Source organism: Paenibacillus mesotrionivorans, from assembly GCF_046098205.1.
Classification (GTDB): Bacteria; Bacillota; Bacilli; order Paenibacillales; family NBRC-103111; genus Paenibacillus_AR; species Paenibacillus_AR mesotrionivorans.
Genome location: NZ_JBJURJ010000013.1, coordinates 184,677 through 198,543, shown reverse-complemented (window position 1 = coordinate 198,543; position 13,867 = coordinate 184,677). Strand labels below are relative to the sequence as shown.

Here is a 13,867-nt window from a genome sequence, read left to right as displayed (position 1 = left end):
ATAGAGGCTCTCACCGCCGTTAGAGCTCGAACCCGGTGGCACAGAGGCGGGGAGAGGCCCGAAAGAGGGGGGAGTTTGCCGACTTACCAAAATCCGAACGGCTTTTGCAAAGCCGCCGGTCCTGCAGCCCGTTATAATGACCCTAAAGGAGGCGTCCCAATGGACAGCTTGAAAGTATTGGAAGGCGTAGTGGAATACCTGGAGCAGCTGGCTGTCAGCGCCGATGAAGTGGATTACAAGGTAGTCAGCCAATTGGCAGGGAGTCCCGCTCCTTTATTCCAGCGGATATTCGTGTATGTCACCGGCGTGACCATCGCCGAGTATGTGCGGAGGCGGCGTCTCACGCTGGCGGCCTGGGACATAAGGAACAGTGAGGACAACAAAATCCTGGATACCGCCCTCCAGTACGGGTTTGGCTCCCATGCGTCCTTTACCCGGGCGTTTAAAGAGCACCACAAGGCCTCTCCCACGGAGATCCGGCAGGGAACAGCCAAACCTGCGGATTATCCCCGCATTTCATTTACCAATCTGAGAATTGTAGGAGGAAAGCGCATTATGGCGGAGCTGAAGAAAATTGAATACGTGGAATACGGACCGCGGAAAGTGGTAGGGATGATGAAACGGACCACCTTCCAGAAAGCAGGGGAGGAATGCTGGGGGGCGGCTTTTGGGCAAGGGGTGTTCGACCGGCTGGCAGCCTTGGAGGAATGGGTGTGTAAGGATCTGGACCCGTATATCGGGCTGGGGCATATGAGCAAATTCGCCGGGCAGGATGAATTCCAATATGTTATCGGCAAATTCGTGGAGCGGGAAGCCCCCGTTCCGGACGGTATGTATGACGAGCCGGTCCCCGCCGGGACCGTGGCCAAAATGTGGATTGAAGGCGATACGCTCAACGACATTATCGATTGCGCCTACCTGCTTGCCACGGAGGCAATCGCTAAAACAGGGTACAAAATCGATCATGAGCAGTTCTACTGGTGCGACATCTACACCTATGCCCGATATTGCACCCCGCTGGAAAAAGGGGAAAAAATCATGCTGGACTATATCATGCCTGTGATAAAGGACGAATAGCGGCCGGCTCTTCCACTCTGTTCTGCTACAGACGCTTCTCCCATACATAACTGGTGAAGGCGGGGACAAACCCCAGCTTTTTGTAGAAGGCCATGGTGGACCCCACATACACCTTCTCCGCGCCGTATCCGCTCAAACGGTGCAGGCCTTCCCATATGACGGCGCGGCTCAGCCCCTTCAGCCGGGCCTCGGGGATCGTCCCTACCGGCTCCAGAATGCCGTGCCGGTTCACCGGGTCATACCACAGTGTGCAGAAGGACACCACTTCACCGTAGGCATCTACCACCGATAAATCCAATTCGGCACGGTAATCAGGCGCCTCCTTCATCCGTTGGAAGGCCAGAGGCCAGGTTCTGTCCTCCGCTGCCGAATAGTAGCCAAAAGCCTTGGCATGGGCCAGGGCCTTGGCCTCCGGTGTAACTTCGATCCCTGTTTTCACATAGAAACCCTCCGGCAGCACCGACCGGGCCACATTCGTAAAAGACAGGACAGATAAGGTATCCTCCCCGCCCAGCTTGGTATAACCGCGCTCATAAGCAATGGCCTCCCGCAGAGTGTCACCGGCCGGAATTCGCAGCCGAAGCACCCGCTGGTCCTTATCCTGCAACGGCAGGGTGTGCTCGGCAAAGGCAAACATCTCCTCTAATATGGAGGTGGTTAATGGAGTGCGGACCTGGAAAAAGGCTTCGCCTCTATTTTCCCCTTCGGAGTTGACCACCCCCGTGATAACCCCGTCGGCGTCTTCCCAAATGCCTACCGTTTGCTCCCAGCTATCGTATGTATTATTCATGGTATGGCTGACCATCCGGCAAAAATTCCAGCGGTCAATCAGCCAATTTCCCAGATTACCAGATTCCGCAAAGCTCTCCACTATCATATTCCGTACAGCCATAAAATCGCCGTTACGGTATCCGCGCAGCTTTAAACTCATAGCTATCCCTCCTAGTGCTTCGTGTCCGGCTTGGATTGCCGCTGCTGCTCAGGCTCCGGACGTTTCCCATTTTATCAGAAAATGGAAACAACCCCTATACCGCAAATCGTTATAACCGTTTTATCAAAATGCCTGACAGTATACCGGAGGAAGGCCGGCATGTTCAACGGAAAACATGCGAAGGGTCAAACGAATATAGATTTTCGTGATGCTTGGAAGAAATGGTGATTTACGATTCGTCTCCTGCCAAGGTATAGTAAGGGTTGAATGTCATGTGAGCCGATCGAGGATAAACACATACACCCATACACCAGGTTAAGGGGGCGCATCATGAAGAAAACATTTCTCCGCAAATTGGCAACAGCCTTCATTACGCTGGCCGTGCTGTATACGCTGATTGCCGGCGGGGTGCATCTGTATAAGAATGCTGAGATTATGAAGGTTCAACTGGACAACCAAAGGAGAGCCTTCACGGAGCAGACTCAAACCAGACTGGACATGAAGCTGAATGTGGCTTTGAATTATGTGAATCAGCTTCGAGGCAACCAATATGTGCTGGAGTATGCATTGAATCCGGCTGCCAATAACTTCGCGATGACACAAGTATTCAAAGAATTAAAGGGAAATTTGAATGCGTTTACAAATCTGGGGTATCAAATTGATTTAGTAGCCCTGCATGATGATACCGTCATTATGCCCCAAAACACCTTAAGCCGAAGCTATTATTATCAAGGGCTGGGCTTCAGCGCCGAGGAAATTGAGCACCTGGAGGAATTGGAGAGAAGCGGGGCATGGTCCAAGGTTTATCTGGCTCATACGCCATATCCGTCAGACAGAGCACCGGAAATTGAGGAGCGGCTGGTTTTTGCCCGGAAGGAAAGCTTGGCCAACGGAGGAGAGCTGATGTTTCTTATCTCCTTTTATAAGAATATGCTCCTCCCGCAATTGAAGGGACAGGAGGATTTCGGAATTCTCTTTCAGGAACGCGTATGGGTAGATGGAGCAATGGACCGGAAACGTCTGGCAGTGCCTGATCTGCTGGCCGCTGCTGAGGTTACTGCCGATTCCACCGGCTACAGCAAATTTCCCTTGGACAGCCGCTCCATTCATATGGTCCGTTCCACAACCCTGGACAATATCGCCTATGTATATCTGGCTACAGAGGTGTCCCTTGGCCAAAGCCTGTGGCCTCTGGTGCGGAACACAGCCATGGTTTATGCGGGAATGGCTCTGTTGGGGGCTGGTTTGGCTTTTTTCATGGCCAACCGAATGTATAGGCCTATCCGGAGAATTACGGCCATATTTACGGATTACAGTGATGGGAAAGGGACAGATGAGTTTTCGTTTATCCAGAATACGGCCAGCGAAATTAGGGAGACCAATAATACGCTTCGGGAAACCATCAGCCATCACAAGCTTTCCATGAAGAGCAAATTTCTCCGCGATCTGCTGTTCGGTATTCTGACCATGGAGCAGGCACAGCAAGGGCTGGTCCGGTACGGATTGGAATGGCTCGGGCAGGAATCCACCGTGGTTCTGTTTGATTTTCCCGAGGAGAAGGATTGGGAAAACGAATATTCCTTGGAGGCCATTCTTCAGATCAAATCCCGGACGATGGAGATGATCCGCGGCCAGATTAAAGAGCTTATGCTCTGCGAAGGTGTGGAGGTAGACCAATCCAGCTATGCCATTCTGATTCCGGAAGTTCGGCTCGAGCCGATCAAGCGGATGTTAGTGGCGGCGGTCGCGGAGGTGGAGGCGGAATTTGCCATATCAATAGCGGCTGCTGTTGGCCCCCCTGCCTGCCATGCGCATCAGCTGAAGAATTCCTATAAGCCGGCATGGCGTTTACTGGAGCAGCGGCTCGTGTGGCATAAGCAGTCCGTATTGACTTACGAGGATCTGGCCCGGATGCAGAAGCTGGATTATTATTACCCGCTGGAGATGGAGCGGGAGATGATTATCCATATCCTTCAGGGCAATGCCGGGCAGGCCACGGAGCTTCTGGATCATGTGCTGGAGGAGAATCTGGGGGCTGGCAGGCTGAATGAGAATGCGCTGCCGTTTTTTCTGTATGCGTTTCTGTCCACGATTAATCGTGCCCTGCAGCAGATGAGCCGAACCGAATCGGAAGTATTCGCCGGGGAGCAGTCTGTCCGTGATATGCTCCTGTCCGGCCGGACAGAGGAGGAAACGCGACGGCGGCTTTATGCGTTGGTTGGGCGGCTGGTGGAGGCGGCGGGCCAGAAGAACCGGGACATGGACCGTTCCGTTGTTCACCAGATGATTGATTATATGCATGCCCATTACCAAAAGGATATTGGCTTGGCGGATCTTGCGGAGCATTTCAACCTCTCATCCAATTACATCAGCTTCTTGATCAAGGAGCATATCGGAGATAACTTTAAGGACTATCTCAACGAATACAGAGTCAGACAAGCCAAGCGGATTATCAGTGAAACGCCGGATATCAAGGTGAATGACCTGGCAGGAATGGTGGGCTGCAACAATGCCAATACCTTCATCCGCATCTTCAAAAAATACGAGGGAGTGTCCCCCGGGCAATATCTGAAGCAACACCAATAACACGCAGCGCTGCGTGTTATTTTCTTTTATTGCAAGCGGATTCATAAAAATCGTGAAGGCTGTAGAAAATGTACATTTCGGACTTTTCGGGAATATTGGATACCATCGTAAGTAATGATGATTTACGGGAACCAAACCCTCCTGATAGGATAAGGCAGACCAGAGAAAAAGCGTTTTCATTCCACGGATAAAAACGCACATACAACCAAAAGGAGTGAAGGCTTAATGGAGCAAAAGCTGATAAGCCGGGAGAAACGCCTGGGTATACAGCTGGATTGGCAGACCATACTCGGAAGGCTGTCCCGGGACCGCTTTTTTTATATGCTGCTGATCCCTTTTATGATTTGGTACATCGTATTCGCTTACAAACCCATGTACGGCCTGCAAATTGCATTCAAGGATTTCAGCGTGTTCAAAGGGATTGCCGGCAGTCCCTGGGTGGGATTTGAGCATTTTATGACCTTTTTTCAAGGACCTTATTTTCTGCGCACCATCAAGAACACATTGTTAATCAGCTTTTACAGCCTGGCGTGGGGTTTTCCGGCGCCGATCGTTTTGGCGCTGCTGCTTCATGAGGTCCGCAATGCCGTTTTCAAAAAAACGGTGCAGACCCTCACCTATCTGCCCCACTTCATCTCTATCGTAGTTGTGGCAGGGATTGTCACCAACTTCCTGGCTCCGGGCAACGGGTTGATCAATATCGTCCTGGAGAAGCTGGGGCTGGAGAAGATCTATTTTCTGACCGTGCCGGAATATTTCCGGACCATCTTCGTCTCCATGAATATCTGGAAGGAGGCGGGCTTTGGTGCTATCCTGTATATCGCTGCCCTTTCGGGGATCAACCCGGAGCTTTACGAAGCTGCAGTGATTGACGGCGCCAGCAAGTGGAAGCAGATGTGGAATGTCACGCTGCCCGGTATTCTGCCCACCATAATGATCATGCTGATCCTGCGGATCGGACATATTCTGGATGTGGGGTATGAGGCTATCATTCTGCTTTACCAGCCGGCTACCTATGAAACCGCCGATGTCATCAGCACCTATATGTATCGTGCCGGAATCAAGGAGGGCAGCTACGATCTGACTACGGCAGTGGGGCTATTCAACTCCGCCATCGGTCTTTTGCTGGTGATTATTGCCAACAAGCTAAGCAAAAAATTTACGGACAGCGGTCTGTGGTAAGAGTGCGCCGTCATTCGCCAACCAAGGAGTGATTTATTCATGAAACAAACCTCCGGAGAGAAGCTCTTCTCTGTTTTTAATCATATCTTTCTAACACTGCTGGCCTTTGCCACCCTGTATCCTTTTTTGTATGTACTTTCCGCCTCTATCAGTGCAGGGGATGCGGTTGTGAACGGCAGCGTTATGCTGTGGCCCGTTGATGTAACGCTGGATGCATACCGTCAGGTATTCAAAGAGGAGTCCATCTGGCTGGCATATGCCAACACCATCTTCTATACGGTGGCGGGAACCGTCATCAACGTTGTGCTGACCATCATGGGGGCCTACCCCTTATCCAAAAAACGGCTGATGGGCCGGGAAGTAATCGGCTTTTTTATTGCCTTTACCATGCTGTTCAGCGCAGGGATGATTCCCTTCTATCTGAATCTGCGGGACTTGAGCCTGCTGGACAGCCGGATAGCGATTCTGTTCGCTTTTGGCATTACCACCTTCAATGTAATTATTCTGCGGAGCTTCTTCCAGTCCATCCCGGAGGAGATGGAGGAGGCAGCGAAGGTAGACGGGGCCAGTGACTTCCGCATCATGTGGAATATCGTGCTTCCGCTGTCCAAACCCTCCATTGCCGCCATTTCTCTTTTTTATGCCGTAGGCCGCTGGAACAGCTATTTTTGGGCAATGATCATCCTGCAGGATGAGCGCAAAATTCCTCTTCAGGTGCTCTTGAACAAGCTGGTGGTAGAAATGAAGCCCACTGCCGAAATGATTGGCGCCATGGATGCGGTGGCCTATTCCCAAGAGACGGTTATTTACGCCACCATTATCGTTTCGGTCATTCCAATCGTAATTGTGTATCCGTTCATCCAAAAATACTTTGTTCAGGGTGTGATGATCGGTTCGATCAAAGGGTAACAGGCTTGGGGTTTTGCCCGGACCGTCCTGCGGCTTGCAGAGAAGAGTCCGGATCAGATAGATAATAATGTTCTACCACTCAAGGGGAGGCAAAATGAAGATGAAAACAACCAATCGGAAGTGGAAGCGTGCTGTTGCCGGAGCGGTGGTCTTTTCTGTGGCAAGCGCCTTATTTGCAGGCTGCGGGGGCGGTAAGGAAGACGGTATTGTCTCCGGGACCAGTCCGGCTCCAAGTACTCAAGCAACGGCAGGAGCAGCGCAAAATTTTTTAGCCAGCAAAACGCCTGTCACCATGTCCATTCACATGCACAGCTTTGGCGCTTTTGATGATGCATGGCCTGTATTCACGGAAGCGGCGAAACGCACCAATGTCACTCTGAAGGGCACCATTGCCAAAACGGTGACGGACAAGAATGAAGCCTTCAACCTGATGGTTGCCTCCGGAAATATTGCGGACATTGTAACCAGCACTAAGGTGAATATGGATAAGTTCGGGCAGGAAGGTGCCTTCGAGCCCTTGAACGATTTGATTGATAAACATGCCCCGAATATCAAAAAATTTCTTGAGAAGCGCCCGGATGTGAAGGCAGTGGGTACAGCCGCGGACGGCAAAATGTATTTTCTCCCCTTCGCTCCGGACGGGGAGGCCGCTTCCGGCTGGTTTATCCGCCAGGATTGGCTGGATGCTTTAGGTCTCCAAACACCCAAGACCGTAGATGAATACTACAAGGTGCTGAAGGCTTTTAAGGAACAGGACCCCAATAAAAACAAGAAGGCTGACGAGGTTCCTTATTTCACCCGGGACAACAATACGGCTGTATACGGCCTCTTGGCTTTGTGGGGAGCTGACCATGATTATTACCTGAAGGACGGCAAAATTGCCTTTGGTCCCATTGAACCAACCTTCAAAACGGGAATATCCGCTATTGCCCAATGGTATAAGGAAGGGTTAATCGACAGGGAGATTTTCACCCGTGGCGCCAAGGCCAGAGAAGTTATGCTGGGAGACAATATCGGCGGTTCGACACGGGATTGGTTTGCCAGCACTGCCGCTTTCAATACCTCTCTGAAGGATAAGGTTCCCAATCTCAATTTTGTGCCAATCGCCCCTCCGGCCGATATCAACGGCAAAGTAGTGGAGTATACGGCCAGAGCCACCGTTTCCACCAATGGCTGGGGCATTTCCTCCAGCAGCAAATACAAGGAGGAGGCCATTAAATATTTTGACTACTGGTACACGGAGGAAGGAAGAAGGCTGGCCAACTTTGGCGTGGAGGGGATCACCTATCAGCTTGTTGACGGCAAGCCCAAATTTACCGACGAAATTCTGAAAAGCGGTGCTGTAACCCAAACCTTGTGGAAGTACGGCGTAAATCTGGAGTTCGGCTATCACCAGGATTTCGAGTACGAGCGTCAATACCTGAATCCTGTTGCAGAAAAAGGGATGTCGGAATACATCAACAACAAATATCCCCGCCAGCAAATTCCCACACTGGCCTATACTTCAGCGGAAGAGAGCAAGCTGAAGAATCTGGAGTCCAATATCAAGACCTACGTGATGGAAAGCTCGCAGAAGTGGGTGCTTGGCGCCGAGCCGGTTGAGGGCAATTACAACGCCTTTGTCGCTCAGCTGAAAACGATGGGGGTTGAGGAGGTATTGAAAATTAAAAATGAAGCCTACGCCCGTTATGTAAAAAAGTAGGCTGCCCGCAGATACGTCCTAAACAACAACCAAGAAAAGGATGGAGCGCCATGCTATTGAATGTGCTGCACAGGCCGGTGACCGGCGTGAATTATCCGTATTACAAGCTGCAGCAGGAATACGCACACAGATTGAAGCTGAAGGTCACTTTGGTTATTCCGGCAGCTTCGCTGGAGGATGACCGGATGGTGGAGGAGATCCTCCGGGATCAGCAGGAATATGGCGATGAGCTGGCTCTGTGGCTGTGGAGAGGCCGGCCGGAGTGGGGAGGCAATGCTCCCTATTGGCTGCTCAGCAAGGAAAACAAACGAAAGACCCTGGCGCATGATCTTGAGCTCTTCCGGGGCAAGCTGGGACAGGAGCCGGTTTCCATCGGCAGCTACTTGTTCGATTCCCAGTCCATGGAGTTGATCCGTGAGCTGAGTCCTTCTACTACAACGGTGACGGCGGGCTGCTTTGAGGAGGGCACCAAGGTTTTTCATGGCTGCAATCATTCATGGTATCTGTTTTCGGAGGGGATGTCCTGGGGACCCTGGTATGCGGCTAAAGGCCATTCCTTCCGCCCTGCCGCAGATGAGTCCGATTGGAGCGGACTGGTGGCCATCCCCCATCTCAGCAGAGATTTAGCCCTGGCCTATGAGGGGCGGAACGACTTCTTCGCCAGCCATCCGGCCAATGTGCAGCGGGGGTTAGCCAACCGGGGATTACGCCATCCTTACGATTTCAATCTGATTGACCAATACCGGATGCAGGAGAATATGAATGACGGGTATTCCTTCTACCATGTGCATGTAAGCCCGCCTTGGCTGGGGGACAATCCCAATGTGCAGGACCCGCCCGAAATCTCTCAGCAGATTTACCTGGAGACTCTTGAGTATTTGGCCCAACTGCGCGACGAGGGCAGCATCCGGGATATGCATATGAAGGAATTCGGAGAATGGTATAAGTTGAATATCCCGTTTCATCAACCGGCAGTAGCCTTGGGCAAGGATATGCTCTACGGGTCCGGCAAGCATTATATGTGGTATATCGACCCGGCTTTCCGTGTGTTGATTGATGCCAATCAAGGGGGCTCCATCGGTGATTTGCGTCCCTATGCAGGCAGGTTCGCCGCCTATTCCGGACCGGATTCGCCCATGCGGGAAATGGCCAGCTATCCGTACCTGATCCAATCTCAGCTGCGTACAGGGACGGTGCATCATTCCTCTGACGGGGCAAGGACGACCTTGTATGTAACTGCCGGTACGCAGACCCTGGATTTATGCGAATGTCAAACCCGGGTAGCCGCCGTGGACCGCGACGGAAGCAGAACACGGGTGACACTCACACCGGCAGCACTGCATTTCAAAAGCGGCCTGAAGGCGCAGATTGAAACGGTCTATGAATTTACCGGTGAAGGTGTTATCCTGATCAACCGGAGGCTTCTGAGCATTTCTGATCCGGCGCAGCAGTTGGGCATACAGGAATACTTTAAGGGCTGCTACGGCTTTACGGAGTATGCGGAGGATCTTCATGGAATTGTCCTGGAGGTGTGCGGCGAGGAAAGCCGGCAGGAGCTGGCCTTCCAATATGGCTCGAGAAGCATAAAGGCCGTCCGGGGGCAATGGGCAGCCGCTTCTATTCCGCAAATTTCAACCAGGGTTGCTTTGGAATCTATGAATACGGCTTGTTTGTCTGCAGAAGCGGAAGAGGGGCATCTCTTTAATCCGTACTTTACCTTAAAGCTGAATCATATCCTTTCGGACGACAGACGGGAGGCGGCAGCATGTCTGACCATACGAAAAGCTTAGTTTACCGGTGCCCTCTGTGTCTGCATGCCGGCAATGACGTTACTCTCAGGCAGGAGCAGGGGGACTACAGATGCCTGAGATGCAGCTTTACCGGAAGCCGTGAGGATATTCTGGATCTGTACGAGGATTACCGCAAGCGCTACAAGCTGATGGGCTCCAGGGTCACCCTGGAGATGCAGCAGAAGATGTAAAGGAACCGGCCCGCCCCCAGTCCAAGCCGGCTTGGGAGCGGGATAGCCGGGTGAGGGGAAAGCTGTCCCGGGTACAGCCGTAATGGGGCAGCTCTGTTTTTACGGCTTTTAGAAAGCGCTTACTTTTTCTGGAATTTCCACGATGGAAAGGAGAATGAATGTGATGCAAAGGAAATGGATAAAGGCGGTTAGCCTGTGGCTGGCCATTCTTCAAATGCTGCTGCTGGTTCAAGCCTTTATACCTGCAGGAACCGGTGCGGCTGCGGAGGGAGCGTTTCGGACAGTCATGGCTCCGGTAATGGATGCGCATGTTAACAGCGGGTCTTCAACCACCGCTACCAATTACGGAAAAAAAGCGGTGATGGAGCTGAAGGAAGGCGGAGGGGCATTTAACCGCAGAATTTTTCTCCAATTCCCTGCTGTCAACGCGGGTCCTTTCAATCAGGCTATCCTCCGTCTGTATTTTAACGATGCCGGTCCTCTTCCCCAGGAGCTGTCCTTGTATGCCGTAACTGACGAGGGATGGACGGAAGACGGGCTGACCTATGCCAATCAGCCTCCCCATTCCGAGATTGTGGGTAAAGCCCTGGTAGGCGGTGCGCCGGGATGGTACCAGTGGAATGTAACGGATTACGTCTTGAGCCGAAATTCGGGGGAGGTAATTTCCTTTATGCTGAAGGGAACCAATACCAGCTCGAACCGTACAGTCAGCAGCAAGGAGGGGGCGAATCCGCCGCAGCTGATCCTTGATTATGATGTGACCGCTCCTGTTTTGGAGGCGGCAGCGGTAAGCGGGGAAAACCGCAGGCTGGAGCTCCGTTTTAACGAATATCTCCGGACAACCGGCCTAAACGGACTTCTACCGGCCATTTCCCTGTCCCGGGACGGGAACCTGTTTACTCCGCTTTCACCGGAGGACTCCGCAGCTATACTGGGAGATACCCTGTCTGTCGTATTGGCCGACAGGCTTAGCTTGCCGGGCGCCAAGGTACGCATAAACGCCAATGCCTTGTCCGATGAAGCCGGCAATGCCATCGGCCATGAACTCCTGATCGGAGAGCTGGCATATGACGCCACTGCCCCTGTGCTGAGCAGCAGTGTGGAGACAGACCGCACCAACCGGATATTGACGGTTTCGGCGGATGAGCCGCTGTTCCGTTCAGCCAGTGATGAAGCGGCCCTGAAAGCCGCCGTATCCTTTGCACAAGACGGGATAGCTTATGCCCCTTTGAAGGAAGGAGACACCGCAGCACTTGCAGACGGCAAGCTTGTGGTTACTCTGGAATCCAAGCTGGCTGGAAACCAAAATAAGCTCCGTATTGAGCCTGATGCTTTGAAGGATGAGGCGGGCAATCTGGTGGGGATGCCTTATGTATCCGACTTCATAACGGCTGACACGGCTGCTCCGGTCCTGGAGAAGGCTTATGCGGTCAACATGAACAGGAAAATCATGCTGGTGTTTGATGAGCCGGTGTTCAACGCCTTATCCGATGAGACGGCCTTCCATAACGGCGTTTATTACTCCGATGACAATGGCGGGGAATATCGGCCCCTGAATGCTGCGGACCATGTCAGCATAAACGGTCAAACGGTATCCATTTCCCTGGACAGCCCGATTGCCGGGGAAGGCAACCGAATCCGGCTTGCCGCCAGCAGTATCATGGATGCATTGGGGAATAAGCAGAAAGCTGACCAGATATCGCCATCCATCACAGCTGCGGACACCGCCTATCCGTATCCCGCCCCTCTGGAAAGCACCTTGGAGCTGGCGATGATGGACTCGGCCAATATTATCTTCGGCAACAAGGATGCGGCCCAGGGCTCCTTCTCGGAGCTGAGAGGGAGCAAGTCCTTCGAAGCCATCGTGCAGGCCGTCCTCTCGGGCAATCGTGACCCTATGCTGGTTGAACGCTGCGTGGAGGTTATCCGCAAGATGCTGACCATAGGAGCCAATATGCCCAATCTCCAGGCGGGGCTGGATTCCCGCGGTCATTCCTCCATGGTGTCCTCTGCCGCTCTGCTGTGGAATGATGAGGAAATCATGAGCTTGCTGACGGAGCAGGAGCGCTCCAAGCTGGCGGTTTTTTTCAAAGCCGCCTTGATCAGCACGGTCTTCACGACAAGCGAGTATGATCAATATGGCAGCAGAAGAACGGCCGCCCGCCTGGCGATGAACGGAGATCCCAATACCTATACCGGCAACCCCAACTACTGGGAGCCCAATATGACGCTGCTGTATGCATCTTCCTTTGTGCTGGGGACGGAGAATGTGAAGGGGCTCTTGCAGCAATATGATCACGGCGCGTTTGTTCAGGAATTGATGGATATGGGACTGACGTCTGTTTATGCCAGCTTCGCCAGTACGCTGAATTTCGGATCACAAGCTGCGAAAGCGGCTATGGTGGAAGGAATTGTCCGCAATCCGGGCTGGTCCTTCAAAGGCGTGACCTTGGATGAATTTCTGGCTAACCCCATGAGGATGTTTGCCAAGGCCCAGGATGGGACATGGGACCATATCGCCCAGGATGGCGATTATATGGGCGAGCCGGGAATGGAGCATGAATTCGCATCCTCCGATGCGGACGGGCCGCGGGAGAGTGCTACCTATGCGGTGCTCGGCATCGATCCCTCCTTGCAGAACCGGATGCTGATGCATATGTTCGGTTATTGGAACGCCCCTGGCAATGAAGCTATGCGTGACCGTATAGCCAAGCTCCAAGCGGTGGGTGTATCCGATTATTATGCCAAGACCGTCAACGGGTACTATTCCCAATCCCGGGCCGGGACCAAAACGGAGCATACCACGGCGGATATCTATCTTTGGGAGCTTCTTATTTCCATAGGGGGTATGAATCCGGCGGCCTTCCATGATTCCTTCGATTACAAGGAAGGTGTTTCCGCCCTGACCGACCATTGGGTACCGGTAAGCGGAGCTTGGAAGGAAAAGCAAGCGGTCATTATTCCCTACAATGTAAAGGACCCGCTGACACGGGCGGCAGGAGCTGTCCCTTTTGATCCCTTGGAACAGGTTCTGGCGGTTTCGGATCATGCTGCTGAGGCGTCCTTTATCCATACGAAGGCGCACTTTGGCAATATCAGCTATCTTGCCTGGGTTCGGCCCGGGCACCTGGCGGGAGAGTTCGGCATCGCCGGCCGGGTGCAGGACGGAAGCAACTATTATCTGCTTTCGTATGGGAACGGCAAGCTATCCATCAAATCCGTAACCGGCGGTGTTACGCAGACGCTGGCAGAAGAGCCCATCGCCCTGAATCCGGGAGTCTCTTACCGGTTTCGCGGGGTATTCACCGGAGATACCATTGAATTGCATCTAAACGGGCAAAAGAAGCTGACTGCTCACGACAGCAGGTTTGGCTCCGGTGCGGCAGGCTTGTATTCGGAGCGGGCGAATGCTTCCTTCGACGCTGTTCTGATTCAGCCTACCACGATGCCGGAGGGCAGTCACTTATAACCTGAAAGCCTTGACACCCCGCCACGGGTG

9 protein-coding genes are annotated in these 13,867 nt (G+C 52.8%); 8 read left to right on the top strand and 1 reads right to left on the bottom strand.

The window, feature by feature from the left end; translation table 11 throughout:
- The first annotated feature begins 159 nt into the window (after nt 1-159).
- Complete coding sequence (locus ACI1P1_RS19855; RefSeq protein WP_416218186.1) at nt 160-1,077, top strand: helix-turn-helix domain-containing protein; 918 nt, start codon at nt 160-162, stop codon at nt 1,075-1,077.
- A gap of 25 nt (nt 1,078-1,102) precedes the next feature.
- On the opposite strand, the gene ACI1P1_RS19850 is transcribed toward ACI1P1_RS19855, so the two are convergent.
- Nucleotides 1,103-2,008 (bottom strand): GNAT family N-acetyltransferase, encoded by a 906-nt coding sequence (locus ACI1P1_RS19850; protein WP_416218185.1) that lies wholly within the window; start codon nt 2,006-2,008, stop codon nt 1,103-1,105.
- 330 nt (nt 2,009-2,338) lie between these two features.
- On the opposite strand from ACI1P1_RS19850, the gene ACI1P1_RS19845 reads away from it, so the two are divergent.
- From ACI1P1_RS19845 to ACI1P1_RS19815, 7 genes are all read left to right on the top strand, one after another.
- On the top strand, nt 2,339-4,594 hold the full coding sequence (locus tag ACI1P1_RS19845) for a helix-turn-helix domain-containing protein (protein ID WP_416218184.1): 2,256 nt from the start codon (nt 2,339-2,341) through the stop codon (nt 4,592-4,594).
- Nucleotides 4,595-4,819: 225 nt separating this feature from the next.
- A complete protein-coding gene (locus ACI1P1_RS19840) occupies nt 4,820-5,776 on the top strand; it encodes an ABC transporter permease (RefSeq protein ID WP_416218183.1) in 957 nt (318 codons plus the stop codon).
- Between the two features lie 39 nt (nt 5,777-5,815).
- Nucleotides 5,816-6,685, top strand: a complete 870-nt coding sequence (locus ACI1P1_RS19835; RefSeq protein ID WP_416218182.1) for a carbohydrate ABC transporter permease — start codon at nt 5,816-5,818, stop codon at nt 6,683-6,685.
- A gap of 100 nt (nt 6,686-6,785) precedes the next feature.
- Entirely contained in the window at nt 6,786-8,387 is a 1,602-nt protein-coding gene (locus tag ACI1P1_RS19830) for an extracellular solute-binding protein (RefSeq protein WP_416218181.1), read from the top strand.
- A gap of 50 nt (nt 8,388-8,437) precedes the next feature.
- Entirely contained in the window at nt 8,438-10,177 is a 1,740-nt protein-coding gene (locus ACI1P1_RS19825; RefSeq protein ID WP_416218180.1) for a hypothetical protein, read from the top strand.
- Nucleotides 10,153-10,368, top strand: coding sequence for a hypothetical protein (locus ACI1P1_RS19820; RefSeq protein WP_416218179.1), 216 nt, complete (start codon nt 10,153-10,155; stop codon nt 10,366-10,368). Before ACI1P1_RS19825 ends, ACI1P1_RS19820 begins: the two co-directional genes overlap by 25 nt.
- A gap of 163 nt (nt 10,369-10,531) precedes the next feature.
- Nucleotides 10,532-13,837: a CBM96 family carbohydrate-binding protein gene (locus tag ACI1P1_RS19815; protein WP_416218178.1), complete on the top strand. Its 3,306-nt coding sequence runs from the start codon at nt 10,532-10,534 to the stop codon at nt 13,835-13,837.
- Nucleotides 13,838-13,867: the final 30 nt, after the last annotated feature.